The sequence below is a fragment of the Amorphoplanes friuliensis DSM 7358 genome (genome assembly GCF_000494755.1).
In the GTDB taxonomy this organism is placed as follows: Bacteria; Actinomycetota; Actinomycetes; order Mycobacteriales; family Micromonosporaceae; genus Actinoplanes; species Actinoplanes friuliensis.
The window spans coordinates 959,706-981,537 of the sequence record NC_022657.1 but is presented as its reverse complement, the minus strand read 5'-3'; the positions used below and the strand labels follow the sequence as shown (position 1 = coordinate 981,537).

The 21,832-nt window shown below is 68.6% G+C and carries 27 protein-coding genes and 4 tRNA genes; 8 read left to right on the top strand and 23 right to left on the bottom strand.

Annotated features, from left to right (window positions below; genetic code table 11):
* Positions 1-392: 392 nt before the first annotated feature.
* The 15 genes from rplL to AFR_RS46655 form a co-directional block, all read right to left on the bottom strand.
* Complete coding sequence (gene rplL / locus AFR_RS04510) at positions 393-776, bottom strand: 50S ribosomal protein L7/L12 (protein ID WP_023358152.1); 384 nt, start codon at positions 774-776, stop codon at positions 393-395.
* A gap of 58 nt (positions 777-834) precedes the next feature.
* Positions 835-1,380: a 50S ribosomal protein L10 gene (gene rplJ, locus AFR_RS04505; protein WP_023358148.1), complete on the bottom strand. Its 546-nt coding sequence runs from the start codon at positions 1,378-1,380 to the stop codon at positions 835-837.
* 257 nt (positions 1,381-1,637) lie between these two features.
* The gene (locus AFR_RS47055) at positions 1,638-2,333 is read right to left on the bottom strand and encodes a hypothetical protein (RefSeq protein ID WP_023358146.1); all 696 of its coding nucleotides are present in this window, start codon (positions 2,331-2,333) and stop codon (positions 1,638-1,640) included.
* Entirely contained in the window at positions 2,330-3,064 is a 735-nt protein-coding gene (locus tag AFR_RS04495) for an ATP-binding cassette domain-containing protein (RefSeq protein WP_023358144.1), read from the bottom strand. Before AFR_RS04495 ends, AFR_RS47055 begins: the two co-directional genes overlap by 4 nt.
* Before the next feature lie 71 nt (positions 3,065-3,135).
* The gene (gene rplA, locus AFR_RS04490) at positions 3,136-3,855 is read right to left on the bottom strand and encodes a 50S ribosomal protein L1 (protein WP_023358142.1); all 720 of its coding nucleotides are present in this window, start codon (positions 3,853-3,855) and stop codon (positions 3,136-3,138) included.
* A 68-nt stretch (positions 3,856-3,923) separates the two neighbouring features.
* Positions 3,924-4,676: a transcription termination/antitermination protein NusG gene (nusG, locus tag AFR_RS04485; RefSeq protein WP_023358140.1), complete on the bottom strand. Its 753-nt coding sequence runs from the start codon at positions 4,674-4,676 to the stop codon at positions 3,924-3,926.
* A 27-nt stretch (positions 4,677-4,703) separates the two neighbouring features.
* The gene (gene secE, locus AFR_RS04480; protein ID WP_023358138.1) at positions 4,704-5,081 is read right to left on the bottom strand and encodes a preprotein translocase subunit SecE; all 378 of its coding nucleotides are present in this window, start codon (positions 5,079-5,081) and stop codon (positions 4,704-4,706) included.
* Positions 5,082-5,207: 126 nt separating this feature from the next.
* Positions 5,208-5,280, bottom strand: a tRNA-Trp gene (locus AFR_RS04475).
* Positions 5,281-5,377: 97 nt separating this feature from the next.
* Positions 5,378-5,773: a MaoC/PaaZ C-terminal domain-containing protein gene (locus AFR_RS04470; RefSeq protein WP_023358136.1), complete on the bottom strand. Its 396-nt coding sequence runs from the start codon at positions 5,771-5,773 to the stop codon at positions 5,378-5,380.
* Between the two features lie 2 nt (positions 5,774-5,775).
* Positions 5,776-6,222, bottom strand: a complete 447-nt coding sequence (locus tag AFR_RS04465) for a MaoC family dehydratase N-terminal domain-containing protein (protein ID WP_023358134.1) — start codon at positions 6,220-6,222, stop codon at positions 5,776-5,778.
* Between the two features lie 87 nt (positions 6,223-6,309).
* Positions 6,310-6,477, bottom strand: a complete 168-nt coding sequence (rpmG, locus tag AFR_RS04460; protein ID WP_015618978.1) for a 50S ribosomal protein L33 — start codon at positions 6,475-6,477, stop codon at positions 6,310-6,312.
* 127 nt (positions 6,478-6,604) lie between these two features.
* Positions 6,605-6,677: transfer RNA gene (locus AFR_RS04455), tRNA-Met, on the bottom strand.
* 30 nt (positions 6,678-6,707) lie between these two features.
* Positions 6,708-6,783 (bottom strand) — tRNA-Thr (locus tag AFR_RS04450).
* Positions 6,784-6,884: 101 nt separating this feature from the next.
* Complete coding sequence (locus tag AFR_RS04445; protein WP_041840600.1) at positions 6,885-9,413, bottom strand: putative bifunctional diguanylate cyclase/phosphodiesterase; 2,529 nt, start codon at positions 9,411-9,413, stop codon at positions 6,885-6,887.
* Between the two features lie 71 nt (positions 9,414-9,484).
* Complete coding sequence (locus AFR_RS46655) at positions 9,485-9,655, bottom strand: hypothetical protein (RefSeq protein ID WP_158510510.1); 171 nt, start codon at positions 9,653-9,655, stop codon at positions 9,485-9,487.
* A 257-nt stretch (positions 9,656-9,912) separates the two neighbouring features.
* Between AFR_RS46655 and AFR_RS04440 the strand changes: the two genes are divergently transcribed.
* Entirely contained in the window at positions 9,913-10,308 is a 396-nt protein-coding gene (locus AFR_RS04440; protein WP_041840599.1) for a hypothetical protein, read from the top strand.
* Here the strand turns inward: AFR_RS04440 and AFR_RS04435 are convergent.
* From AFR_RS04435 to AFR_RS04425, 3 genes are read right to left on the bottom strand one after another with little or no spacing between them, the layout of a single operon-like run.
* Positions 10,305-11,114 carry a sulfurtransferase gene (locus tag AFR_RS04435; RefSeq protein WP_023358128.1) on the bottom strand — a complete coding sequence of 270 codons (810 nt, stop codon included), beginning with the start codon at positions 11,112-11,114 and terminating at the stop codon, positions 10,305-10,307. The two genes, AFR_RS04440 and AFR_RS04435, sit on opposite strands and share 4 nt — an antisense overlap.
* A gap of 13 nt (positions 11,115-11,127) precedes the next feature.
* A complete protein-coding gene (locus AFR_RS04430) occupies positions 11,128-11,427 on the bottom strand; it encodes a hypothetical protein (protein WP_023358126.1) in 300 nt (99 codons plus the stop codon).
* 30 nt (positions 11,428-11,457) lie between these two features.
* A complete protein-coding gene (locus AFR_RS04425; protein WP_023358124.1) occupies positions 11,458-11,952 on the bottom strand; it encodes a YajQ family cyclic di-GMP-binding protein in 495 nt (164 codons plus the stop codon).
* A 149-nt stretch (positions 11,953-12,101) separates the two neighbouring features.
* Between AFR_RS04425 and AFR_RS04420 the strand changes: the two genes are divergently transcribed.
* Both AFR_RS04420 and AFR_RS04415 read left to right on the top strand, forming a co-directional pair.
* Positions 12,102-12,182, top strand: a tRNA-Tyr gene (locus AFR_RS04420).
* 140 nt (positions 12,183-12,322) lie between these two features.
* Positions 12,323-13,318, top strand: a complete 996-nt coding sequence (locus AFR_RS04415; RefSeq protein ID WP_052359323.1) for an alpha/beta hydrolase — start codon at positions 12,323-12,325, stop codon at positions 13,316-13,318.
* Positions 13,319-13,331: 13 nt separating this feature from the next.
* Here the strand turns inward: AFR_RS04415 and AFR_RS04410 are convergent, their stop codons facing one another.
* Complete coding sequence (locus AFR_RS04410; protein WP_148307871.1) at positions 13,332-13,859, bottom strand: hypothetical protein; 528 nt, start codon at positions 13,857-13,859, stop codon at positions 13,332-13,334.
* A gap of 166 nt (positions 13,860-14,025) precedes the next feature.
* Between AFR_RS04410 and AFR_RS04405 the strand changes: the two genes are divergently transcribed.
* Positions 14,026-14,718: a helix-turn-helix domain-containing protein gene (locus tag AFR_RS04405; RefSeq protein ID WP_023358118.1), complete on the top strand. Its 693-nt coding sequence runs from the start codon at positions 14,026-14,028 to the stop codon at positions 14,716-14,718.
* On the opposite strand, the gene AFR_RS04400 is transcribed toward AFR_RS04405, so the two are convergent.
* Positions 14,708-15,286: a dihydrofolate reductase family protein gene (locus AFR_RS04400; protein ID WP_023358116.1), complete on the bottom strand. Its 579-nt coding sequence runs from the start codon at positions 15,284-15,286 to the stop codon at positions 14,708-14,710. The genes AFR_RS04405 and AFR_RS04400 overlap by 11 nt on opposite strands.
* 233 nt (positions 15,287-15,519) lie before the next feature.
* Here AFR_RS04400 and AFR_RS46650 point away from each other — a divergent pair, with 233 nt between their 5' ends.
* Together AFR_RS46650 and AFR_RS04395 are read left to right on the top strand one after the other, a co-directional pair.
* The gene (locus tag AFR_RS46650) at positions 15,520-15,693 is read left to right on the top strand and encodes a hypothetical protein (protein ID WP_158510509.1); all 174 of its coding nucleotides are present in this window, start codon (positions 15,520-15,522) and stop codon (positions 15,691-15,693) included.
* Between the two features lie 91 nt (positions 15,694-15,784).
* Complete coding sequence (locus AFR_RS04395; RefSeq protein WP_023358114.1) at positions 15,785-16,930, top strand: hypothetical protein; 1,146 nt, start codon at positions 15,785-15,787, stop codon at positions 16,928-16,930.
* Here AFR_RS04395 and AFR_RS04390 read toward each other — a convergent pair.
* The gene (locus tag AFR_RS04390) at positions 16,924-18,009 is read right to left on the bottom strand and encodes a winged helix DNA-binding domain-containing protein (RefSeq protein WP_023358112.1); all 1,086 of its coding nucleotides are present in this window, start codon (positions 18,007-18,009) and stop codon (positions 16,924-16,926) included. The two genes, AFR_RS04395 and AFR_RS04390, sit on opposite strands and share 7 nt — an antisense overlap.
* A gap of 124 nt (positions 18,010-18,133) precedes the next feature.
* Here AFR_RS04390 and AFR_RS04385 point away from each other — a divergent pair, with 124 nt between their 5' ends.
* Positions 18,134-18,484: a YciI family protein gene (locus tag AFR_RS04385; protein WP_023358110.1), complete on the top strand. Its 351-nt coding sequence runs from the start codon at positions 18,134-18,136 to the stop codon at positions 18,482-18,484.
* Here the strand turns inward: AFR_RS04385 and AFR_RS04380 are convergent.
* Positions 18,481-19,677, bottom strand: coding sequence for an RNA polymerase sigma factor (locus AFR_RS04380; RefSeq protein ID WP_023358108.1), 1,197 nt, complete (start codon positions 19,675-19,677; stop codon positions 18,481-18,483). The two genes, AFR_RS04385 and AFR_RS04380, sit on opposite strands and share 4 nt — an antisense overlap.
* Before the next feature lie 53 nt (positions 19,678-19,730).
* On the opposite strand from AFR_RS04380, the gene AFR_RS04375 reads away from it, so the two are divergent.
* Positions 19,731-20,264, top strand: coding sequence for a hypothetical protein (locus AFR_RS04375; protein WP_041840598.1), 534 nt, complete (start codon positions 19,731-19,733; stop codon positions 20,262-20,264).
* Positions 20,265-20,554: 290 nt separating this feature from the next.
* Here AFR_RS04375 and AFR_RS04370 read toward each other — a convergent pair whose 3' ends face one another.
* Entirely contained in the window at positions 20,555-21,808 is a 1,254-nt protein-coding gene (locus AFR_RS04370) for an IS701 family transposase (protein ID WP_023358104.1), read from the bottom strand.
* Between the last annotated feature and the right edge of the window lie 24 nt (positions 21,809-21,832).

The window sequence follows — 21,832 nt, the reverse complement described above, 5'->3', positions numbered from 1 at the left end:
GCGGCCTCTGACCTGCGCATCCAGGGTCAGTGCCTCGTGCGGGGCCGCTCGGAACGCGGCGTCTCTCCCTCGGGTGCCGGTCTGTGAGGACCCGGTAAAACCGGCTTACCCACAGGTCGGCTGTCGCAAGCGCGGAAACTTGCTGATGTCAGCGTGCCTGCCACAGGACACACAGTCAAGGCCTGCACTGCGGGTCGGTCTTGCGCCGCCTCCCACCGGACGCGGCATAGCGACTTTAGCGTACGAAAAGAGCGGGCTGGCGGTATTTGTCCGTCAGCCATCCGACGGCTGGCAAAAGCGCCTCTGACCTGCGGTTTCATGTCCCGGAAACAGTGCCGGCGAGGACCCTTTCGGGTCCTCGCCGGCACAGAGGAAAAGCGGTGGAGCTCAGATCACTTGAGGGTGACCTTGGCGCCTTCGCCCTCGAGCTTGGCCTTGGCGGCCTCGGCCTTCTCCTTGTTGACACCCTCGAGGATCGCCTTGGGGGCGGCCTCGACGGCGTCCTTGGCCTCCTTGAGGCCCAGGCCGGTCAGCTCACGCACGACCTTGATGACCTGGATCTTCTTGCCACCGTCGCCCTCGAGGACAACGTCGAACGAGTCCTTCTCGGCCTCGGCCTCGGCCGGGGCAGCGCCGCCGCCCGCAGCGGCCACGGCGACCGGCGCGGCCGCGGTGACCTCGAAGACCTCTTCGAACTGCTTCACGAACTCGGAGAGCTCGATGAGGGTCATTTCCTTGAACGCGCCGAGCAGCTCGTCGGTGCTGAGCTTCGCCATGTCTGGCAACCTTTCGTTGTTTCTGTGGATTGAAAGTCAAACTCCGCGCAAGGCCTGATCAGGCCTCGGCGGAACCGTCCTGTGCGCGCTTGTCCTGCAGAGCCGCAGCCAGGCGAGCGACCTGAGCGAGCGGGGCCTGGAACGTGGCCGCCGCCTTGGTCAGGTTGCCCTTCATGGCGCCGGCGAGCTTCGCCAGCAGCACCTCGCGGGACTCGAGGTCGGCGATCTTGCTGACCTCTTCGGCCGAGATGGCCTTGCCCTCGAAGACGCCGCCCTTGATGACCAGGACGGGGTGAGCCTTGGCGAAGGCACGAAGGCCCTTGGCCGCCTCGACCGGGTCCCCGCCCACGAAGGCGAGCGCGGTAGGACCGGTGAACAGCGCGTCGAGACCCTCGATGCCCGCGTCGGTCGCAGCCCGCTTCGCGAGCGTGTTCTTCGACACGGAGTACTTGGTCTCGTTGCCGAGCGAGCGCCGCAGCTCGGTGATCTCCGAGACCGTGAGGCCGCGATACTCGGTCAACAGGGTGGCCGCGGAGTTACGGAAGCTGTCCGTGAGCTCAGCAACGGCAGTGGCCTTGTCGGCCCGGACCGGCTTGTCCGCCATGTCCCTCCTCTCTCAGTGCTGGGCCGCCGGTCTGGTGGCAGCCGCGCACATGAGAAACGCCCCGGCGCAGGGCGCACGGGGCGGGACACGGACACCCAGAGGCATCAACGTGATCACGAACCGTTCTCCCCTGCGCGGGCCGCCCGCATATGGCGAGGCCTTCGTCCGCGACCCGTGAGGGTGCGGCGACCAGCGGTCTATGGGTGGAACTTCAAGGAGGAAGACTACGCGGGCAAACCCCCGAATCCAAATCAGGATCAGGAGCGGCTGCGCCGCAGCCGGGCGTACCCGGTGAGCACCGCGGCGCACCAGGCCAGTGCCCAGCCGGTGAGCAGCCACAACGTGCCGCCGGAGGGCAACGTGTCACCGGCCAGCGCGCGGGCGGTGGCCATCACCGGCGGGACCAGCCACGGCGCGATCGAGCCGCTGAGCCCGAGCACGATCGCCAGCACCGCACCGGAGACCAGCACGGTGATGCCGTTGCGGACCGTCCGTGTCACCGCGCGGCTCGCGAGCGCTCCGAGGGCCACGGCAGCAGGAATCGTCAGCAGATGCGCGAACGCCCCCACCGCGATGCCGGCGAACAGCGACGTCGTGCCCGGCTCCGGCGTGCTGATCGCGTGGAACGGCCACCACGGGATCAGCATGGCCACGGCACAGCAGGCGAGCCCGAGCACGGCGGCGGCCAGCAGACCGGCGGCAGCCTCCCTGCGGGCACCGACCGCCAGCCGGGCCAGCCGGCGCTGGACGTCGGGCTCGGCGTCGAGCACCAGCTTCGTCTGCCAGGCGAGGATCGGGAAGAGCATCACGGCCGAGTAGCCGTACGCCGGGGCGGCCGGTGAGCGGCCGCCGCCGTGGATGATCCCGAGGACGACCAGGGCGGTGATGATCGGGGCCAGGGCCCGGCCACTGCGCAGGAATCCCGCGAGGCGCATGCGGACCAGGGCGGTCATCGGGGGCGCTCCGTGCGTACGCCGAGGACACGGTGACCGTCGGCACGCAGCCGGGCCATCGTGGTGTCGGCGTCCGTCCGGCGGACGGCGATCTCGACCACCACCTCGCCGGGATCACCCGGCTCCGCCCGCTCGGTCTTGACCGTGCCGTCGGTCACCGTCCAGCGGATCGCGTCCGGGAGGCCGGCGATCTCCCCGCGGTGATCGCTGACCAGGACCGCTCCCCCGGCCGCGGTGACCTCACCGACGATCTGCGGGATCAGCGTGCGGGCGTGGGAGTCGAGACCCTCCCAGGGCTCGTCCAGCACGAGCAGACCCGGGCTGACGAGTAGCGCCTGGGCCAGACCGACCTTTTGCGCGGTGCCCTTGGAGAGGGCCGCCAGGCGGGTGTGACGGTGGTCGTCGAGACCCAGACGGGTGATCCAGTGGTCGACCTCGCGGCCGCCGCGGAGACCACGCACGGCGGCGGTCCGGGTCAGATATTGCTCGGTCGTGAAGGGCTGGTCGGCGGGGAAACGCTCGGGCACCCAGCCGACCACACCGGGACGCTGCCGGACGGCGCCACGGACGGGGCGCAGGACACCGGCGGCCAGCTGCAGCAGCGTGGACTTGCCGGCGCCGTTACGGCCGAGCACGACCACGGTGGCACCGGGCTCGACGGTGAGATCCACCATCCGCAAGGTCCAGTCCTCGCGGCGTGCGTACCGGAACCAGACCTGGTCGAATCGCACGCCGGACAGCCTTGCACAAAGAAGGCCCCCGGGGTGTCCCCCGAGGGCCTTCCGTGCGGTCGTGCTGAAGATCAGCTGTCGGCGTTGTCGCCGCGCAGGTTCTTCACGACGTTCGGGTCGATCTGAACGCCGGGGCCCATCGTGGTGCTGACGGTGACCTTCTTCAGGTACTTGCCCTTGGCGGCCGACGGCTTGGCCCGGAGGACCTCGTCGAGGACGGCGCCGTAGTTCTCCACCAGCTGGTCCTCGGAGAACGAGGCCTTGCCGATGATCATGTGCAGGTTGGAGTGCTTGTCCACCCGGAAGGTGATCTTGCCGCCCTTGATGTCGTTGACCGCCTTGGTCACGTCCATCGTGACCGTGCCGGTCTTCGGGTTGGGCATGAGGCCACGGGGGCCGAGGATCCGGGCGATCCGGCCGATCTTGGCCATCTGGTCCGGCGTCGCGATGGCGGCGTCGAAGTCGAGCCAGCCACCCTGGATGCGGGCGACGAGCTCGTCGGTGCCGACCTCGTCGGCGCCGGCCGCGACAGCCTCTTCGGCCTTGGCGCCCTGGGCGAAGACGATCACCCGGGAGACCTTGCCGGTGCCGTGCGGCAGGTTGACGACGCCGCGGACCATCTGGTCGGCCTTACGCGGGTCCACACCGAGGCGCATCGCGACCTCGACGGTGGCGTCGAACTTGGTGGGGCTGGTGTCCTTGGCGAGCTTCACGGCGGCGGAGGGCTCGTAGAGCTTCGCTTCGTCGATCTGCTCGGCGGCCTTGCGGTAGGCCTTGCTGCGCTGTGCCATTTCTCTGTTGCTCCTGTGGTAGATGGCGGGACGCGCTGTTCGCGCCCCTCCCACGACTGCTGTCGTTGTCAGATCTTGGCGACCTGGTTGAAGTTCAGCTCCACCGGCGTCTCACGACCGAAGATGGAGACCAGAACCTTCAGCTTCTGCTGGTCGGCGTTGATCTCACTGATCGACGCCGGCAGCGACGCGAACGCACCGTCGGTGACGGTGACGGAGTCGCCGACCTCGAAGTCCAGCACGCGGATCTCGGGCTTCGCCTTCTTCTCCTCGGCCTCGACGGCCGGGGCCAGCCACTTCAGCACCTCGTCGAGCGACAGCGGCGCCGGGCGGTCCACCCGGTCCGTGGCACCGACGAAGCCCGTCACACCCGGTGTGTTGCGCACACACGAGTAGGACTCGGGGCTGAGGTCCATCCGGACCAGGATGTAGCCGGGGAAGACCTTGTTCTGCACCTGGAGGCGCTTGCCGTTCTTGACCTCGACCTCTTCGCGGGTCGGCACCTCAACCTGGAAGATGAAGTCCTCCATGTCGAGGCTCGTGATCCGGGTCTCGAGGTTGGTCTTGACCTTGTTCTCGTAACCGGCGTACGAGTGCACGACGTACCAGTCGCCCGGCGCGTAGCGCAGCTTCTGCCGCAGCTCGGCGACGGGGTCGTAGTTCTCGTCGGCCTCGGGGGCCTCCGCGGCTTGGGCCTCGGCGGCTTCCGCCTCGGCGACGGGCTCTGCGCTGGCGGCCTCGACCGACTCGTCGTCGTCCACCGTCGCCACCGCGGACTGCTCCTCGGCGGCGGGGGCGGTCTCGTCGTCGTACTCAGGCACGCTTGCTCACTTCCGTAACTATCAGCTTCAGTTGCCGAACGTGGCCAGGATGGCCTTGCCGAACCCGAAGTCGAGCAGCGCCACGATCGTCGTCATCACGGTGACGAACACGATCACGACCGCTGTGTAGGTCAGCAGCTCCTTGCGGGTCGGCCAGATGACCTTACGCAGCTCGCTGACGACCTCGCGGAAGAAACCACCGATGCGGTTGCCACCGCGGCGGGGCTCCTTCGTCGTCTTCGTGCTGCCGGAGTCGGCCTCGCGGTCGGCCTTGTCGCCGCCGCGGCTCACCGGCTCGTCGCCTACCTCGACGACGTCGTCCTGGACGTCGCCGTCGGCGTAAGCCTCGTCCTCGGGGCGGTCGCCTGCAGCGTCGTCGTCACCGGGTCGCTTCCTCTCGGCCACTTCGCCCTCTTCCGTCGTCGATGGTGATGTCGCATCGGCGCCGTACGCGGCGGTCGGTCAAGCCGGCCGCCCGCCGCCGGGCGGACCGGCCGTCTGGCCGGTCCGGTTACTGGGCCGATCGGTGCGCAGGGGTGACAGGACTTGAACCTGCAGCCTGCGGTTTTGGAGACCGCTGCTCTGCCAATTGAGCTACACCCCTGTGAGGGTTCTCCCGGCCATCGCAGCGCGACAGACAGGGTTCACTACCCCACGGCGGACCAGTGTACGGGTAGGTCCGCCGGTTTCCCAACCCGGGCCTACCTCTTGCGGATGGTGGCCCTCGCCAGCGACAACACCTTCTCGCCGTTGCAGGTCGCGGTCAGTTCGAGCTTGGTGAGGCCGTCGTCGGTGACCTCCTTGACCACACCGGAGATCACCACCTGGGTGCCCTCGTCGGTGTCGGGCACCGGCACCGGACGGGTGAACCGCACGCCGAACTCGACCACCGCGTCGGGCGCACCGGCCCACACGGCGACCGCGCGACCCGCGAGGGCCATCGTGTACATCCCGTGGGCGATCACGCCGGGCAGGCCGACGTCGCGGGCGATCCGCTCGCTCCAGTGGATCGTGTTGAAGTCGCCGGAGGCACCGCAGTAGCGGATCAGGTCGGCCCGGGTGACGGTGAACGTCTGGGTCGGCAGCGTGTCAGTCATGATCATTCCTCCCCGCGCTGGACGAGCTTGGACCAGACCGTGACGACGGGCTCGCCGGCCTCGGTGGTGACCTCGGTGCGCGTGGTCAGGAAGTCGTGCCCGCCCCGCGAGGTGATCTCGTCCACGTAGTTCACACAGACCAGCGAGTCACCGGCGACCACCGGGCGCTTGTAGGCGAACTTCTGGTCGCCGTGCACCACCCGGCTGTAGTCCATGCCGAGCTCGGGGTCCGTGATGATCTGACGGTTGGCCGCCATGGTGACCACGACCGGGAACGTCGGCGGCGCGACCACGTCGGTGTAACCGGCGGCACGGGCCGCTTCCGGGTCGTGATATTCGGCGTCGGTGGCGCCGATCGCGGTGGCGAACTCGCGGATCTTCTCGCGGCCCACGGCGTAGGGCTCGGTGGGGGGCCAGCTACGGCCGGCGAAGGACGGGTCCAGAGGCATGAGCCGAAACTACCTGTCCGGAACCCGGCCGGGAAAGCAGAAGTGGCGGCGACCGGATCGGTCACCGCCACATCTTGAAGCTGGAAATCAGCGAGTCTCGCGGTGCAGGGTGTGCCGGCCGTCCCGGGGGCAGAACTTCTTCAGCTCGATGCGGTCCGGGTCGTTACGGCGGTTCTTGCGGGTGATGTAGTTCCGCTCCTTGCACTCCGTACACGCCAAGGTGATCTTGGGACGGACGTCGGTCGCCTTGGCCACGGCGGGGTGCCTTCCTGCTAACGGGATTCACATACGGCATCCCAGCGTAGACACAATCCACGCTGACATGCAAAAACCCTGGACAGATGCCTGGGTCGTACGGCATCCGGGACGGGTCCCGGATGAGTAGCGGTGGCCGGACTTGAACCGGCGACACAGCGATTATGAGCCGCTTGCTCTGCCATCTGAGCTACACCGCCGCGCCAGGCTCACACGGTCACGAACCCGGTTGGAGCCCCCTTACGGAATCGAACCGTAGACCTTCTCCTTACCATGGAGACGCTCTGCCGACTGAGCTAAGGGGGCGCGCGCGATCTCTCGCTTGTGCGCAGACAAGAGCTTACACGGCCTCGCAGCCGAGGTGAAATCGACTCCCCGGTAGGGGAAACCCGCAGGTCAGAGGGGGCTCAGCCGACCGCACGCAGCCGGCGGACCTCTCCGGTCGGTGTCTCCTCGGGCTCCGTCTGGGCGCTGAGCCAGGTGTTCAGGCGCTCCACCGGCAGCGGCCGGCTGAAGAAGTAGCCCTGGCCGATCTCGCAGCCGAGCTCGTCCAGCAGGTCGAAGGTGAGCTCACTCTCGACCCCCTCGGCCACCACGGTGAGGCCGAACTCACGCGACAGGCCGATCACCGCGCGCACGATGGCGAGATCACCCGAGTCGGTCGCCATCCCCTGCACGAAGCTGTCGTCGATCTTCACCTCGTGCACCGGCAGCTGACGCAGGTAGGACAAAGAGGAGGCGCCGGTGCCGAAGTCGTCGACCGACAGCCGGACGCCGAGGTCGCGCAGCCGGTAGAGGGTCGGCAGGGCCCGCTCGATCTCGCCGAGCATGCTCGGCTCCGAGATCTCGAAGGTCACCTGACCGGCCGGCACTCTGTATTGCTTGAGGAGCTCGTGCACCTGGTCGGGGAAGCGCGGGTCCAGCAGCGTCCGCGCGGACAGGTTCACGGCGATGGAGAGCGGCCGTCCGGCGTCCGCCCACTCCCGGCAGTGCCGCAGGCCCGCGGTCAGCACGACCTCGGTGAGACGGTGCAGCTGTCCGGTGTGCTCGGCGACCGCGATGAAGTCCTCCGGCGAGACCTCACCGTGCGCCGGGTGCTGCCAGCGGGCGAGACACTCGACGCCGATCAGGTGCCGGTCCTGGATCGTCACCTTCGGCTGGAAGTGCACCTCCAGCTCACCGGAGTCCAGAGCACGGCGCAGATCAGCGGCCAGGCCGAGACGCCGGACGGCACGGGACTCCAGGGCGGGGTGGAAGAGCTGCACGCCGTACGGGAGGGCCTTGGCGGCGTTGGCAGCCAGCTCGGCGCGGCGCAGCAGGGCGTCCGGGTCGTCGCCGTGGTCGGGCTGAACGGCCACACCGGCGGCGGTGTCCACGTCGAGGGTCAGCGTGCCGACCGCCATCGGGCCGCGCAGCTGCTCGCGCATCTCGGTGGCCAGCCGGACGGTCTCCTCGGTGCTCTCGGCCCGCAGCGTCACGACGAACTCGTCACCGCCGATCCGGCCCACGAGCGCACCCGGGCCGGCGATCTTGAGAAGCCGGCCGGCGACCTCGGCGAGCAGCTTGTCACCCGCGTCGTGGCCCATGGACTCGTTGACGTCGCGCAACCCGTCGACGTCGAAGAGGATCACCGCGACGACCTCACCGGGCGTACGGATCTTCACGGACGCGGTCAGCGCATCCGTGATGCGGCGCCGGTTGGGCAGCGAGGTGAGCCGGTCGTGGTACGCGTCGTACCGCAGACGCTCGACCAGCCGCGAATTTTCGACGGCAGCGGCGGCGTGCGCGGCGATCGTCTCCACGACCTGCACGTCACCCGCCGTGAAGTGCTTGAGGTCACCCAGCCGGTTGACCATCTCCAAGGTGCCGATGACCGCCTGCCCGGAGCGCAGCGGCACGACGATGCAGTCCTTGACCTTGGCCTCCCGCAACGACGGCATCAGGTCCTTGTCGGTGCTGATCTGGGACCCGACGGACACGCTGCGGCGTTCGGCGGTTGCTCGTTCGGTGACCGCCGCGGGCGTGCGGCTGAAGTCGAGCAGGCCCTGAGCCTCGATCTTGGACGTCAGCAGCACCTCGGGATAACGGCCGGAGGCCGGGAGGCGCACTGTCGCGTACTCGGCCTGCATCAGTGCCCGGGCACGGACCAGGACCGAGTCGATCAGGGTGACGTCCTGTCCGGACTCGACCACGGCGTTGGCCAGCTCGTAGAGCTCGGCCAGCGTGTGGTGCTGGCGCAGGAAGTCCGAGTAGGACCGGTAGGCCAGGGTGAGCACACTGGCCAGCACCAGGAGCAGGAAGGCCGACCACCAGGTGGTGTCCAGGGCGATGGTGAAGACCAGCCCGATGACGATGCAGACCTGCGCCGCGAGCAGACCGGGCCAGGTGACCCGGATCATCTCGAGACCGGCGTGCAGACCCTGGACCGTCATGATCACCGAGGCCACCGCGAGCAGTGTCACCACGGTGTTGACGGTGACCGCGACGCCGAGGATGCCCCAGGTGACCGGTCCGGTGCCGTCGATCGGCGGGAACAGCTCGAGCACGATCCCGCCGGTGGCCGTGGCGGCCGCCGCACGGGTCACGTTGAAGGCGAGCTTGTCCGGCGCGGCTTTCCGGCGTAATTCCTTGATAAGCATCGCGACGGTGCTGACGAACACGACCAGCACGGCCGGTGCGAAGTAGAAGCCGAGCACAAGCGCGATCTCGATGACACTCAGCGAGATGTTGTGCCGGCCGATCAGGATGTGGCGCGAGCTCATTCCGAGCAGCACGAAGAAAGGCAGTGCAAGAAGGGCGGCGGGCCAGCGATCGGTCCAGCCGTCGTGCCTGAGCGCGAGGACCACACTGAACACGACGGCCACGACCGTCAGCGTCCCGGTGATCAGCCAGACGTACTCAGGAGATCGTCGCGGTGGGGACTGACGCCCTGCCATCCAACGCCCCTACCGTTCGAGGTGCTCCATACCGGGTGCCGAGCGGACCGCGCCCGGCCCTGGTGTGGTGCTCAGCCCCACTCGTAGTCGATCTGCGTCGCTGCGGCACTGACGGTCACCACTTTGGCGGCGGCCGGAGCCGCGCCATTTCCACCGGCACCGACGGCGAGAGAACCGCCGAAGGCCAGTCCGAGGGCCACGAACAAGCCGGCAGTAAAGCGGCCGAGCTTCTTTGCGGACATCTATGGCTCCTGTACTGGGGGTGTCTGTCGGGTGGGGTTCCATGATGGTGCCACACGCTGAGTACGTCAGACAGCGGCGAATGGCCGGTGGAGCCCGCACATCCCTAAATCTTGACTGAACGGTTGAGGTGTTCATGCAATTGCGACCCGCAATATTGAGGCCTTTGGGCCCGATTTAGCGGGAGAAGTGAGGCTATCTCGCATGCCTCTGTCAGGACGACTTGACGTCAAGACAGCTTGACGGAACACTGCGGGACATGACTACTCCCGACGAACTGGAGCAACAGCACACGCTCTCTACCGCCACAACGCGTTACGACGATCTGAGGATGCGGGATGCCCTCGCCGCGATGACCCAGGACGAGGGCAACACACCCCTCACCCGCGAGGAATCACTGGAACTGCTCGCCCTCAGCGAGGTCGTCATCCGCAAGGCCGGCTACGGCCGGCAGGCGATGGTCCGCTCGGCCCGCGGAGCCGGAGCGTCGTGGAACCAGATCGGGGCCGCACTCGGCACCAGTAAGCAAGCCGCCTGGGAAGCCCACAACCGCTGGATCGAGGACCAGGCGCGGCAGCACGAACTCACCGGGTACGAAGGGTTCGACCCCGACCAGGCGTCCGAAGCCCGCGGACTGGCCGGAAGCCCGGACTAGTCGCCGGTTGCCGCGGGACGGTCCGTCGAGCTGTACTGCGACCACGAACCGGGATAGAGACGGCCCGCACCGAGACCCGCATGCTCGAGCGCGAGCAGGTTGTGGCAGGCCGTGACACCCGAACCGCAGTAAGAGATGACATCCGCGCCGTCGGTCACGCCGACGGACACAAAACGCTCCCGCAGCTCGGCCACCGGCAGAAACGTCCCGTCAGCAGCCAGATTGTCGCGGCAGGGCAAGCTCCGCGCCCCCGGAATGTGCCCCGGCCGCGGATCGATCGGCTCCGTGTCACCCCGGAACCGCGCACGGTCGCGCGCGTCGAGCACCACCGACCCACCACCGGCAGCGTCATCGATCCCCGCCAGCCGATCAGCCGGCCAGGGCCGTGCGGTGAAGACCTGAGCGGGCCGGTCCGGCACCTCACAGACCAGTTCCCCCTCGTACGCGGTGAGCCCACCGTCGAGAAGTGCCGCCTCGTGGCCCGTCGCGCGGAGCATCCAGACGAGACGGGCGGCCATGACACCGCCGGCGTCGTCGTACCCGATCACGGTCGTGGTGTCACCGATGCCCGCCGCGGCCATGCCCTGCGCAAAAACCCCGGGATCCGGCAGCGGATGCCGGCCGTCGACCGGCGAGCCGTGCCGCGCCAGCCAACGGTCCAGATCGACGAAGACGGCACCCGGGAGATGCCCCTCCTCGTACGCGGCACGCCCCGACCGCCCGTCGAGATACCAGCGGACGTCGGCGAGGACGACCCGGTCGCTGTGCTCGCGTACCCAGGACAGGTCGACGACGGGCTGGATCACGGGCCGCTCCTTGTTACTCGTCCACCGGTTTCCTGACCCTCGGCCTGTACTTCACAAGGGCCACGCCGACCAGCACGATGGCCACCCCACTCACGACCACCCTCGCCGGCCCGCCGAGCAAAGTCTGGCCCAGCACCATCAGGAGCAGGGCCAGACCAAAAAGCAGGTGATAGAACGCGGCAGCGCGCACCCCGGGGAAATTTCGCAGGGTGCTGGCCGGTCCACGACCCGTGACCAGCATCTTCACCCCGAAAACGGCGAGGAGAAGCCCGATCACACCGCCGACCAGCAGCGTGGAGGTGCCAAGGTTCATGGCCCTCAGTCTGCGCCGCCGGCAGACGCCTTACCGGTAATTCGTGAACTGCAGCGCGACACCGAAGTCCTCGGCCTTGAGCAGAGCCTGAACGGCCTGCAGGTCGTCACGCTTCTTCCCCGTGACCCGCAGCTGGTCCCCCTGGATCTGCGCCTGCACACCCTTGGGGCCGTCGTCCCGGATCTTCTTGCTGATCGCCTTGGCCTTGTCGGTGTCGATCCCCTCGAGCACCTTGCAGTCGATCTTGTAGGTCTTCCCCGACTGCCGCGGCTCGCCCGCCTCGAGCGACTTCAACGAGATGTTCCGCTTGACCAGCTTCTCCTTGTAGACGTCGAGCGCGGCGACGACCCGCTCCTCGGTCTCCGAGGTGATGGTGACGCCGTTCTCCCCCGACTTGGCGATGATCGTCCCGGTCCCCCGGAAGTCGAACCGCGTCCCGAGCTCCTTCTCCGCCTGGTGAAACGCGTTGTCCACCTCCTGGCCGTCGACCTTGCTGACGATGTCGAACGACGGGCTGGCTGCCATGATCAGACTCCTGCTGGTGGGCCACGTATCGATGTCCACGGAAGGCCCCGAAAGCCCCCCGACATGCCGACCGTACCCGGTTGTGAATCCGCCCGGCGGTATGGCTATCCTGTTGTTCGCTGCTGCGGGCGACCGCAGCGGCATGCCCAGGCGGGTTGCCCGAGCGGCCAATGGGAGCGGACTGTAAATCCGTCGCGAAAGCTACAGAGGTTCGAATCCTCTACCCGCCACAGGCACACAGAACGGCCCCGGAAGCTGCGGAAACGCGCTCCGGGGCCGTTCTCGTAGAGTCCAGAATCCGGCTCGTCACGACCGGCGAGTTGTAGGAATCGGCTGGTGCGAAGGAAACAGAGGGCGCTAGCGTCCGCGCGTGAACCTTGAACCGGGGAAGAGCGTGCCCGTTCCGCTCGATGCGGAACTTCAGGTCGGGTATGACGCCTTCCTGGTCGAGGAGCCGGAGCTGGCGCAGATGAGCCTCGAGATGCTGGCCGGGATCCGCGCCCAGGTCGACGCAGAGGTGGCGGCGCTCGGGGACCTCAGCCGTGGCGGGCGTTTCACCGTCTCTCAGCCTTCGGCGCCCGGCCTGGCCGGCGCCCCTGAGGTCCCGCTGCTGGTCTGTACCCCGGCCGGCGCGCCCGCATCGCGGGCGGTGCTCTACTTCATGCACGGTGGTGGTTTCTTCTGCAACGATCATCGCATCGGGCTCGGCCAGCAGCTCGAGACGGCCGAGCGGTTCGGGGCCACGCTGATCTCGGTCGGTTACCGGCTTGCGCCCGAGCATCCTTACCCCGCCCAGATCGACGACGCCTACGCCGGTCTGCTGTGGGTCGCCGACCACGGGGACGAGCTGGGCATCGACCCGGAGCGCATCGTTGTCACGGGTTACAGCGCCGGCGGCGGGCTGGGCGCCGCGCTTGCCCTGACCGTGCGCGACAAGGGCGGTCCCCGCCTCCTCGGGCAGCTGCTGATGGCTCCCATGCTCGACGACCGCAACGACAGCGCCTCCGCCTTGCAGATGGATGGAATCGAGTTCTGGAATCGCAGTTACAGCGGGTTCGGCTGGAGCTCGCTGCTCCGCGAAGTCCGAGGCACGGCGGACGTGCCGCAGTACGCGGCGCCCGCCCGAGCAACCGACCTGACCGGCCTGCCGCCCGCGTTCCTCGACGTCGGTTCCGCCGAGTGCCTGCGCGACGAGATCGTCGACTACGCCAGCCGGATCTGGCAGGCCGGTGGTAAGGCCGAGCTGCACGTGTGGCCCGGCGGATTCCACGCCTTCGACCGAGAAGTTCCCGAGGCTCGGATCAGCAACGCCGCCGTCGCGGCGCGCCGCAACTGGTTGGAGCGTCTCCTCACCACCGCCCACTGACAAAGTCGACGGGTCAGGAGATCCACCACCAGCCGCCGCCGACTTCTCGTTGCGGGTGTCCGCTGTCACCGTCGGCCGTGTTGACGATCGTCCGGTCGGTGGGTGGGTCCGCGAAGTACGCCAGGCCGGTCCCTGACTCGTGGCGCCAGTTCTGCCACATCTGCACGAAGACCGCCGTGTCGCCGGCGTACGCGTACCCGGATGGGGACAGGGTGTGCAGTGAGGGTGGGAGGGTCAGTGGGCCCTTGGGCAGGCGGCCGGTCCGGTAGTCCTCGGCCAGGGCGGCCAGCGCCGTCCGGTGTTCGCGGTACTGGTAGTCGACGATGTCGACCTTGGAGTTGAACCGGGTGGTGGCGAAGACGCCGGTGGCAGCCAGGAGCAGGCCGGCCAGAGCGACTCCCCAGGATCGTCGAATCGCGGCGATCAGGATCGCCGTGATTGATATTGCTGCGGCGAAGAGGAAACCCGCCACCCAGATCGGCAGGGCGAAGGACGACCCGAGGAGCGGAGGCTCCTGGGTCAGCCTCAGGAGCGGGATCACCAGCAGCCAGCCGGCACAGCCGAGGGCTGTCTGAAGGAGACCGCGCCGGCTCCGCAGCGCTGTGCGAGGCGTGGTCGGCGGTTCGAGCGCCCTCAAAGAAAGATCACCGTGATTGACATCTCGCTGCAATCTAGGTGCCGCGTGCCAGGGGCAGTATTCTGCGGCCGTGGGACTGCGGTTCGAGACGCGTGGGTCCGACTCGGTGTGGGTCGACACTGTGTGGACGTGTGCCAGTGAGCGGGTCACGGCGATGACGTCCGTTGCGGGCGTGCGGTGGGGGCTCGTGTTCTGGGAGCAGGGCGGCCGGCAGTACGCAGGCGTCACCGGTCCCGAGACGCGGACCGCCACGGCGCCGGTGCCCGAGGGTGCGACCTTCATGGGCATCGACTTCGCCCTCGGCACCTCGTTGCGGGCCGTGCCCACGCCGGCGCTGGTCGATGGTGGGATCGGGCTTCCCGACACCACGCGTCGGACCTTTCGGCTGGACGGCGGGCGGTGGGAGACGCCCGGACCTGATGATGCCGAGGCCCTGGTCGAAGCGCTCGTCCGGGCCGGGATCGTGGTTCGTGATCCGCTCGTCGCCGACGTGTTGCGGGGGCACTGCCCGGACCTGTCGGCGCGTACGGTCGAGCGGCGGTTTCGGGCTGCGACCGGGTTGACGCGGGGTGCGGTCCGGCAGATCGAGCGGGCGCGTACGGCCGCCGAGTTGCTGGCCGCCCGGCACCCGGCCGCAGACGTTGTCAGCAAGCTGGACTACTTCGACGAGCCGCACCTCGCACGGGCACTTCGCGCCTATGTCGGGCGTACAGCGGGGCAGTTGCGGGAAGGTGCGGGCGGAGTGATCGCGCTCAGTGTTTGACGTCGTAGATGAGTTTGAGGATGCCGTTCTTGTAGGTCTCGGACTCGCGCAGGGTGAGCATGTGCTTGTCGCGGTCGGCGCGGTCGAACAGGCTCTTGCCGGCGCCGAGCAGGACCGGGAAGACGAGCAGGTTGTACTGGTCGATCAGGCCCGCGTCCGCCAGCCGCCGGGTCAGCTCCGCGCTCCCGTGGATGAAGATGCCGCCGCCTTCACTTTTCTTGAGCGCGGCGACGTCCTCGGTCGAGCGCAGGATCGTCGTCGGGCCCCAGCCGTCGACCAGGGCTTCTTCGGGCAGGGTGCTCGACACGACGTACTTGGGGAGGTCCTTGTAGTCGGCGTGGTCCTCCGAGCCGGGCCAGGTCGAGGAGAAGGCCTGGTAGCTCTGGCGGCCGAACATCAGGGCGGTGGTGTCGGCGAGTTCGTCGCCCTTGAGGGTCCAGGCTTCCGGGACGAATTCGAGGTCCTTGAACACCCAGCCGGCGCTGCGGTGCTCCTCGCCCGGGCCGCCGCCGGGCGAGTCCACGATGCCGTCCAGCGACATGAAACCGGTGTAGACCAGGTTACGCATTTTGTCTCCTCGGTAGGCGCTGTGCCCACGCTAGATGTCGATCTCGGCGGCCGTCTTGGACAGAAACGACAGCGGTGATGGAGGCTACTTATCGCATTGCCGAGCAGACCAGTCACGCCGCGCACTGGGCGAGGGTCACGACTTGGGTAGAAGTCGCGGCGGCGGACAGTGTCAGTGTCGGTGATCAGGCGTTTGCTTGGCGCGAGTTTCCGCCGGGTCCTGAGGAAGAGGGCATGAACGCCGCGGCGATCGACGGGGTTCGCCGCGCACTCGGTGAGCTGCCGGCCGGCCGTCCCGCGTACCGGGTGATCGTGACCAAGATCGAGGATGCGCCGGCCGACACCTGCCTGGACGACATCATGCGGGCTGCGATGCACGCCACCTGGGCCGCTCTGGCCCAGGCTTGAGCTGCCCCCACGGCGACGCCGGGTTTCGGCAGAATGACCTCCGCCAATGTCGGTCGAGCAAGTCAGGCGGAAGATGCGAACAGTTGGACGAGTGCTTCACGGCACCGCGGCGGCGATCCTCACCGCGGTGCTGGCGGTAACCCTTGCCCCGCAGCCGGCCCAGGCGGCGATCGCCGTCATCGGGACCGTCTACAAGGAACCGCAGCCGTACGAGGCGCGGTTCCCGGACATCATCAAGCTCGACGACGGCAACCTGATGGCGGTCTGGCACCGCGCCGAGCTCCATGTCGGGACCGTCGAGAAGCCGGCGAACGGCACGATCCAGCTGTCGATCTGGAACGGCACCGTGTGGTCGGCGCCCGTTCTCGCCCTGGCCCATCCGAGGTTCCTGGGTGACGTCGACATGCGGGACCCGAAGCTGGCCAAGATGAACGACGGTCAGGTGATCATGACCTACTTCGTCGGGGCCAAGCTGTACTACTCGTACTGGCGTGAGGGCTGGACGCGGTTCACCGACCCCCTGCAGCTGACGATGCCCGGCGCTCCGGCGTCGATGGCCAGCCACGGCAGTGTGCTTCCGCTGCAGCAGGGCGGTAACCCGACCGACCAGGTCCTGGTCCCGTTCTACTCCTCGGGCACCGAGGGCGGCGCGTTCTACCTGCGCGCCACCTATCACCCCAACCAGACCGAACGCCTGGAGCCGACGTTCGTCAAGCGGATCATCAAGAACGACAACCCGGTCGGCCGCCGGTACACCGAGCCCAGCTTCGTGCAGATCGGCGAGAAGATCGTGGCCGGGATCCGTTCGGAGAACAAGGTGGACGGCAACGACGAGCTGCAGGCCCGGCCGCTGGCCATCGGCCGGTGGGACGCGCACGACGACACCACCAATCCCACGTTCGAGCTGTTTCAGCTGGGCGCCGGGAACCCGGTGCTGGCCAGCTCTCACCACCTGCTGAAGACCGTGAAGAACGGCCAGGAAAAGATCTTCTTCACGTACGGGAACCGCTTCACACCCACCCGGCGGCCCACCTACGGCATTATGATCGACAATCCGCTGGCCACCTGGACCGGCACGTCGCGGCTGCTCTACGACTCGGGTGCCTACGACCAGGCCAATCCGAGCTCGGTCGAGGCGGCTGAAGGCTGGTACTGGACGCTGGCCTTCAACGCGAACCCGGGCTCGACCGACAACGGGCGGCTCCTGATGGTCCGGAGTCTGCACACCGACTACTGAACAATGACGGAGCCCGTGCCCTCCGACAGGAACGAGGCGAGGCGCTGCCCCTCCTCGGTGACGGCGGTGCGATCGGCCCGGGACAGGCTTCCCAGTGGCGCGACCTGGACGGTGTCGGCTTCGACAGTCCAGGTCGCGGCCACGCGGCCGTCGACCAGAACCAGCCGGTGGCCCTGCACCGACAGGCCGCGGTGGCCTTCGTCGATGATCCGGTTGCGGTCGTGATAGCCGAGGACGGCGTTGTCGAAGGCCGGCAGGAACCGCACCGGGGCCGGGATGTCAGCGTCCGGGCGCGGTGCGTCGGGCAGGTCCAGCAACTCGCGGCCGCGTTCGTCGCGAAAGGTGATCAGTTCCTTGCGGACGGCCGAAACAGCGGCGGGCAGCCCCGCGAGACCGGACCAGGCGCGGACGTCGGCCGTGGCCGCGGGACCGAAGGCGGCCAGGTAGCGCTTCACCAGCGCCTGACCCACCGGGTCGGTGCTGTCCGGGTCCGGCGGGTCGATCTCCCGGCCCAGCCAGGCCTCGAGCGGGACGTTGCGCACTCCCCCTTTGGTACGCCACAAGCCCCGCGGCGGCATCTGCACCATCGGGATGAGCCCGGCGATCAACATCTCTCCGAGGGCTCGCGGCCCCGGCTCAGGCCAGCGCTCGGCCATCGCGCGGGCGAGCTCGGACATCGTGCGCGGTTCACCGTCGGCCAGCAGCGCGCGGCCCGCCGCCTCGAGCTCGGCGAGGTCCACGCCGGCGAGTTCCTGGCGGTAGACCCCGAGCACCCGCTGGCGCAGCATCGGGTCGTGGCGCGCCCGCCAGGCCAGCACGTCGTCGGCGGTGAGCAGGTGGACCGTACGCCGCATGAGGTGGGTGCGGACCACACGCCGGCCGGTCAGCAGCTCGGACAGTGAAGCCGGGTCGAACGCGCGCAGGCGGGACCATAGCCCGGTGAACGGTTCCTGAGGCTCCTGCGCCTGCAGGCCGCCGAGGTGCGCGACCGCATCGAGGACGGGCAGGTCGCTGCGGTCGAGGAGCAGCTGCCGGGCCAGTGTCGCGCGGTTGAGCGCTCGGGTGGTCAGGACGTTCACCGGACCACCATCGCAGGAGCAGCGGTCAGAAAATGTCCTCTTCTTCGGAGCAAATTTGTGTCGATCCCGGGACCGCGCCGTTCGTCAGTCCCTCGGAAGCACCGATCAAGAGGAGGATCAGCCCATGCGGTACGTCATGATTCTGACCGGGGACGAGTCGAACTGGTTCGACCCCGAGCAGGCCGAGAGCCTGATGGACGAGGTCGGCACCTGGTGGGAGAAGTGGCACCAGGAGGGCAAGATCGTCAAGGGTGGCGCCGAGCTGCAGCCGTCGAGCACCGCCAAGACCGTCGGCCCGGGCGCGGACGGCAAGCCCACCGTCACCGACGGGCCGTACCTGGAGATCAAGGAAGTTGTCGGCGGTTTCATCCACGTCGTCGCCGACAACATCGACGAGGCGGTGGCTGTGGCCTCGGGCTGGCCGGGCATCCGCCTCGGTGACCGGGTCGAGGTCCGACCGATCATGGAGCGTTAGGCGCCGAGGTTGTCGAGGCGGCGGGCGAGCAGGTCACGCTCGGCCGGATTGGTGGCCAGGGCCAGCGCCCGCCGCGTCGCCTCGACGGCTTCCTCCTTGCGTCCGAGGCGGAGCAACAGGTCGGCACGGGTCGCGTGCCACAGCCGGTAGCCCTCGAGCCGCTCGGCCAGCGCGTCCACCTCCGCCAGCGCGACCGCCGGGCCGTCCACAAAACCCAGCGCCACGGCCCGGCTGAGCAGTACCACCGGCGACGGGCGCAGCATCCGCAGACTGTCGTAGAGCGTCCGGAGCACACCCCAGTTCGTCTTCTCGTACGACGGCGCGAGCGCGTGCTGGGCTGCGATCGCCGCCTCCAGCTGGTACGGGCCCGGCCGGTCGTACGCGGCAGCACGCGCGAGCCGCCGCACCGCCGCGTGGATCAGGCTGTGGTCCCAGGCGGAACGGTCCTGGTCCTCGAGCAGCACCAGGCGCTCCTCGGCGTCAAAACGGGTGGCCGCCCGCGCCTCGTGCAGTTCCAGGAGCGCGGCGAGCCCCGCCACCTCGGGTTCGGCGGGCATCAGACCGGTGAGCTGCCGGGCCAGGTCGAGCGCCTCGCGGGCCAGGTCACGGCGCTGGGGCGCGTCACGGGACGTGGCCAGGTACCCCTCGTTGTAGATCAGGTAAAGGACGGTGAGCACCGCCGGCAGCCGGGCGGCGTACTCCTCCGGCTGTGGCACCTCGACGCGGACTCCCCGGTCGCGGAGCAGCCGTTTGGCCCGGACGAGCCGCTGCGCCATCGTCGCCTGCGGCAGCAGGAAGGCGGCGGCGACGGTCTCCGCGGGCAGCCCGGCGACGGCGTTCAGGGTGAGGGCCATCTGCGCCGGCTCGGCCAGCGCCGGATGACAGCACGCGAAGATCAGCGCCAGCCGGTCGTCGCCGGACGGCTCCGGCGGCGGCGTCCGCGCCAGCACCGCCAGTTTCTCCCGGCCGTTGGCCTCACGACGCAGCCGGTCGACGGCCTTGCGCCAGGCGGTCGTCACCAGCCACCCGGACGGATTTTCCGGTACGCCCTCAGCATCCCACCGCAGCAACGCCTCCGCGACGGCGTCCTGCAGCGCCTCCTCGGCCCGGTCCAGATCCCCGAGGCGGCGCGCGAGCACACCGAGCATCCCGGCGGCGTCGGAGCGCCAGACCTGATCGAGTACGTCACTCACGGGCCCAGTCTCCCCCTGAAGCGGCGGTGCGGCCCGTGGCTACCCTGTGCGGCATGGGGGTTCCAAGCGCTCACGGAGATGGCACGCCGACCGAGCCCAGGCCCAACTTCATTGAAGTCGGGCCTTCGCGACGCCGTCTTGCTGTCCTGATCGTCGCGGGGGTCCTGGCGCTCGCCGGTTGCGGCAGCGGCGGTCCAGCGGAGCCGGCGGGTGCCCCAGCGGTCCGCACCCAGGCTCAGGCCCGCGCCGACGTCGCCCGTTACGCCGGTCAGACCGCCGGCATCATCCGCACGATGACCACCAACCCGGTCGTGACCGTGGCGGCCTGCGCCGGCGGGCTCTACAGCGTGCAGGCGGTCTACCGGCTGCCGCTCTACGTCACCCGGCACGCCAAGGCCCGGGCCACCCTCCGCGCCGCCTGGCTCGCCAACAAGCTGCCCATCACCCTCGACATCACGGTCGACGGATACCGCGGCGCCATCTCTACGATCACGCCGGACGGATACACGATCGACGTCGTGACCATCACTCCCCGCCCGCGGGCCCTCTCCCTGCAGGTGCGGTCGCCCTGCCTCAAGAAGCCCTAGGGGGTGTCTGGTGGATCACGGCGAGTCTGCGGCGAGGTCCAGGTTTCGCGTCGCAAGTGGGCCGGAAGGTCGCATACCGGTGTTGTATGTGGCCTTTCGGACCGCGCAGCGAGGCGGAAGCTGGGCCCGGCGCAGGCCGTCGTGATCCACCAGACACCCCCTAGTAGTGCTTTGTCATGGTCCTCTTCCCGCGCGGGTTTTTCGTTGCGGAAAGCGGGTTTGGCAGGTCGGGCAGGTGCCGATGAGGCGGGCCAGCAGGTGTTGCAGGCGTCGGAGTACGGCGTAGAGAGTCATTCCGGCGCACGGGTTTTTGGGTCCAGGCGTTGCAGGGTGAGAAACGCGTGAGCGGCGGAGACCAGGGTGGTGTGGTGGTGCCAGCCTTGCCAGGTGCGGCCTTCGTAGTGGTCCAGGCCGAGCCCGGTTTTGACCTCGCGGTAGTCGTGTTCGATGCGCCAGCGCAGCTTGGCCTGCCTGACGAGGTGCCGATATGGGGTCGTGGCGGGCAGGTTCGACAGCCAGTAGCGGGTCGGTTCCGGCTCGCCGGGTGGCCATTCGGCGATCAGCCACCGCACGGGCAGGTCTTCGTCGAAGCCGACGGCCCGGCGATGCACCAGGCTGGCGGGACGCAGCCGCAGGAACACGAAACTGCCGCCCATCTTCCGGGCTTTGCCGGCCCGGCGGCGTGAACCCTCGCGCCAGGTGACCCTGCGAGTCGCGTCGCGGCCGGCGGCCAAGACGTGGGTTTTGAGGCCGGGTGCGGCTTGCCGGTAGATCAGCGGCGGCCGCCGGCCAGCACCCTTATACGGGGGTGAGGTGCGCTGGGCGTCGATGGTGAAAGCGGTATGCGCGCAGTTCACGCCGACGACGTAGCTCAGGTTCCGGTCCTCGAGACCTTGGCGGAACTCAGCGGCGTCGCCGTAACCGGCATCAGCGACGATCAACGGCGGCGTCAGCCCCCACCCGCGGGCTTCATCGATCATGTCCATGCCCAGACGCCACTTCTCGCGATGCACGACGTCGTCCGGCATTCCGGTTTTGCGGCGGCGCTCGGGGGTCTCGGAGGTGGCCTTGTCGCTGGCCGGGTCCCAGGACTCGGGAACGAACAGCCGCCAGTCGACCGGGCACGACGCGGTGTCGGTGACCAGGTTCAGGCTGACTCCGATCTGGCAGTTGGTCACTTTCCCGGCCGTGCCGGTGTATTGCCGGGTCACACCCACCGACGCGGTACCGTATTTGAGCCAGCCGGTGTCGTCCAACGCCCACGCAGCCGGGACGATCGCCTCGTCCATCCGCACCGCCAGCCGTCGGCGCACCAACGCGGCATCCCACGGACTGTTGGTGACGAAATGGTTCAACGCCTGTTCGTGCGGCCCGGCAAGCCGGGCCGCCATCGGCTGGATCGACTTGCGACGACCGTCCAACATCAGACCGCGCAGGTAATGCTCGGCGCGCTCCTGCCACCGCGACCTGGTCAATGAAGCGAACACATCCGCCACGAACGCGTCCAGATCATCGGCCAGTTGCTGAACCTCAGCAGTGTCCATCCCTCCAGGACACCAAGATCAGCA

Coding starts and splice junctions, on each gene's coding strand:
- AFR_RS04400 (WP_023358116.1), bottom strand. CDS start 15,286: ATGCGTAACCTGGTCTACACCGGTTTCATGTCGCTGGACGGCATCGTG.
- AFR_RS46650 (WP_158510509.1), top strand. CDS start 15,520: ATGAACGCCGCGGCGATCGACGGGGTTCGCCGCGCACTCGGTGAGCTG.
- AFR_RS04385 (WP_023358110.1), top strand. CDS start 18,134: ATGCGGTACGTCATGATTCTGACCGGGGACGAGTCGAACTGGTTCGAC.
- AFR_RS04425 (WP_023358124.1), bottom strand. CDS start 11,952: ATGGCAGCCAGCCCGTCGTTCGACATCGTCAGCAAGGTCGACGGCCAG.
- rplJ (WP_023358148.1), bottom strand. CDS start 1,380: ATGGCGGACAAGCCGGTCCGGGCCGACAAGGCCACTGCCGTTGCTGAG.
- AFR_RS04430 (WP_023358126.1), bottom strand. CDS start 11,427: ATGAACCTTGGCACCTCCACGCTGCTGGTCGGCGGTGTGATCGGGCTT.
- AFR_RS47055 (WP_023358146.1), bottom strand. CDS start 2,333: ATGACCGCCCTGGTCCGCATGCGCCTCGCGGGATTCCTGCGCAGTGGC.
- AFR_RS04445 (WP_041840600.1), bottom strand. CDS start 9,413: ATGGCAGGGCGTCAGTCCCCACCGCGACGATCTCCTGAGTACGTCTGG.
- AFR_RS04470 (WP_023358136.1), bottom strand. CDS start 5,773: ATGACTGACACGCTGCCGACCCAGACGTTCACCGTCACCCGGGCCGAC.
- AFR_RS04375 (WP_041840598.1), top strand. CDS start 19,731: ATGGGGGTTCCAAGCGCTCACGGAGATGGCACGCCGACCGAGCCCAGG.
- rplA (WP_023358142.1), bottom strand. CDS start 3,855: ATGGCACAGCGCAGCAAGGCCTACCGCAAGGCCGCCGAGCAGATCGAC.
- AFR_RS04370 (WP_023358104.1), bottom strand. CDS start 21,808: ATGGACACTGCTGAGGTTCAGCAACTGGCCGATGATCTGGACGCGTTC.
- rplL (WP_023358152.1), bottom strand. CDS start 776: ATGGCGAAGCTCAGCACCGACGAGCTGCTCGGCGCGTTCAAGGAAATG.
- AFR_RS04465 (WP_023358134.1), bottom strand. CDS start 6,222: ATGCCTCTGGACCCGTCCTTCGCCGGCCGTAGCTGGCCCCCCACCGAG.
- AFR_RS04440 (WP_041840599.1), top strand. CDS start 9,913: ATGACTACTCCCGACGAACTGGAGCAACAGCACACGCTCTCTACCGCC.
- AFR_RS46655 (WP_158510510.1), bottom strand. CDS start 9,655: ATGTCCGCAAAGAAGCTCGGCCGCTTTACTGCCGGCTTGTTCGTGGCC.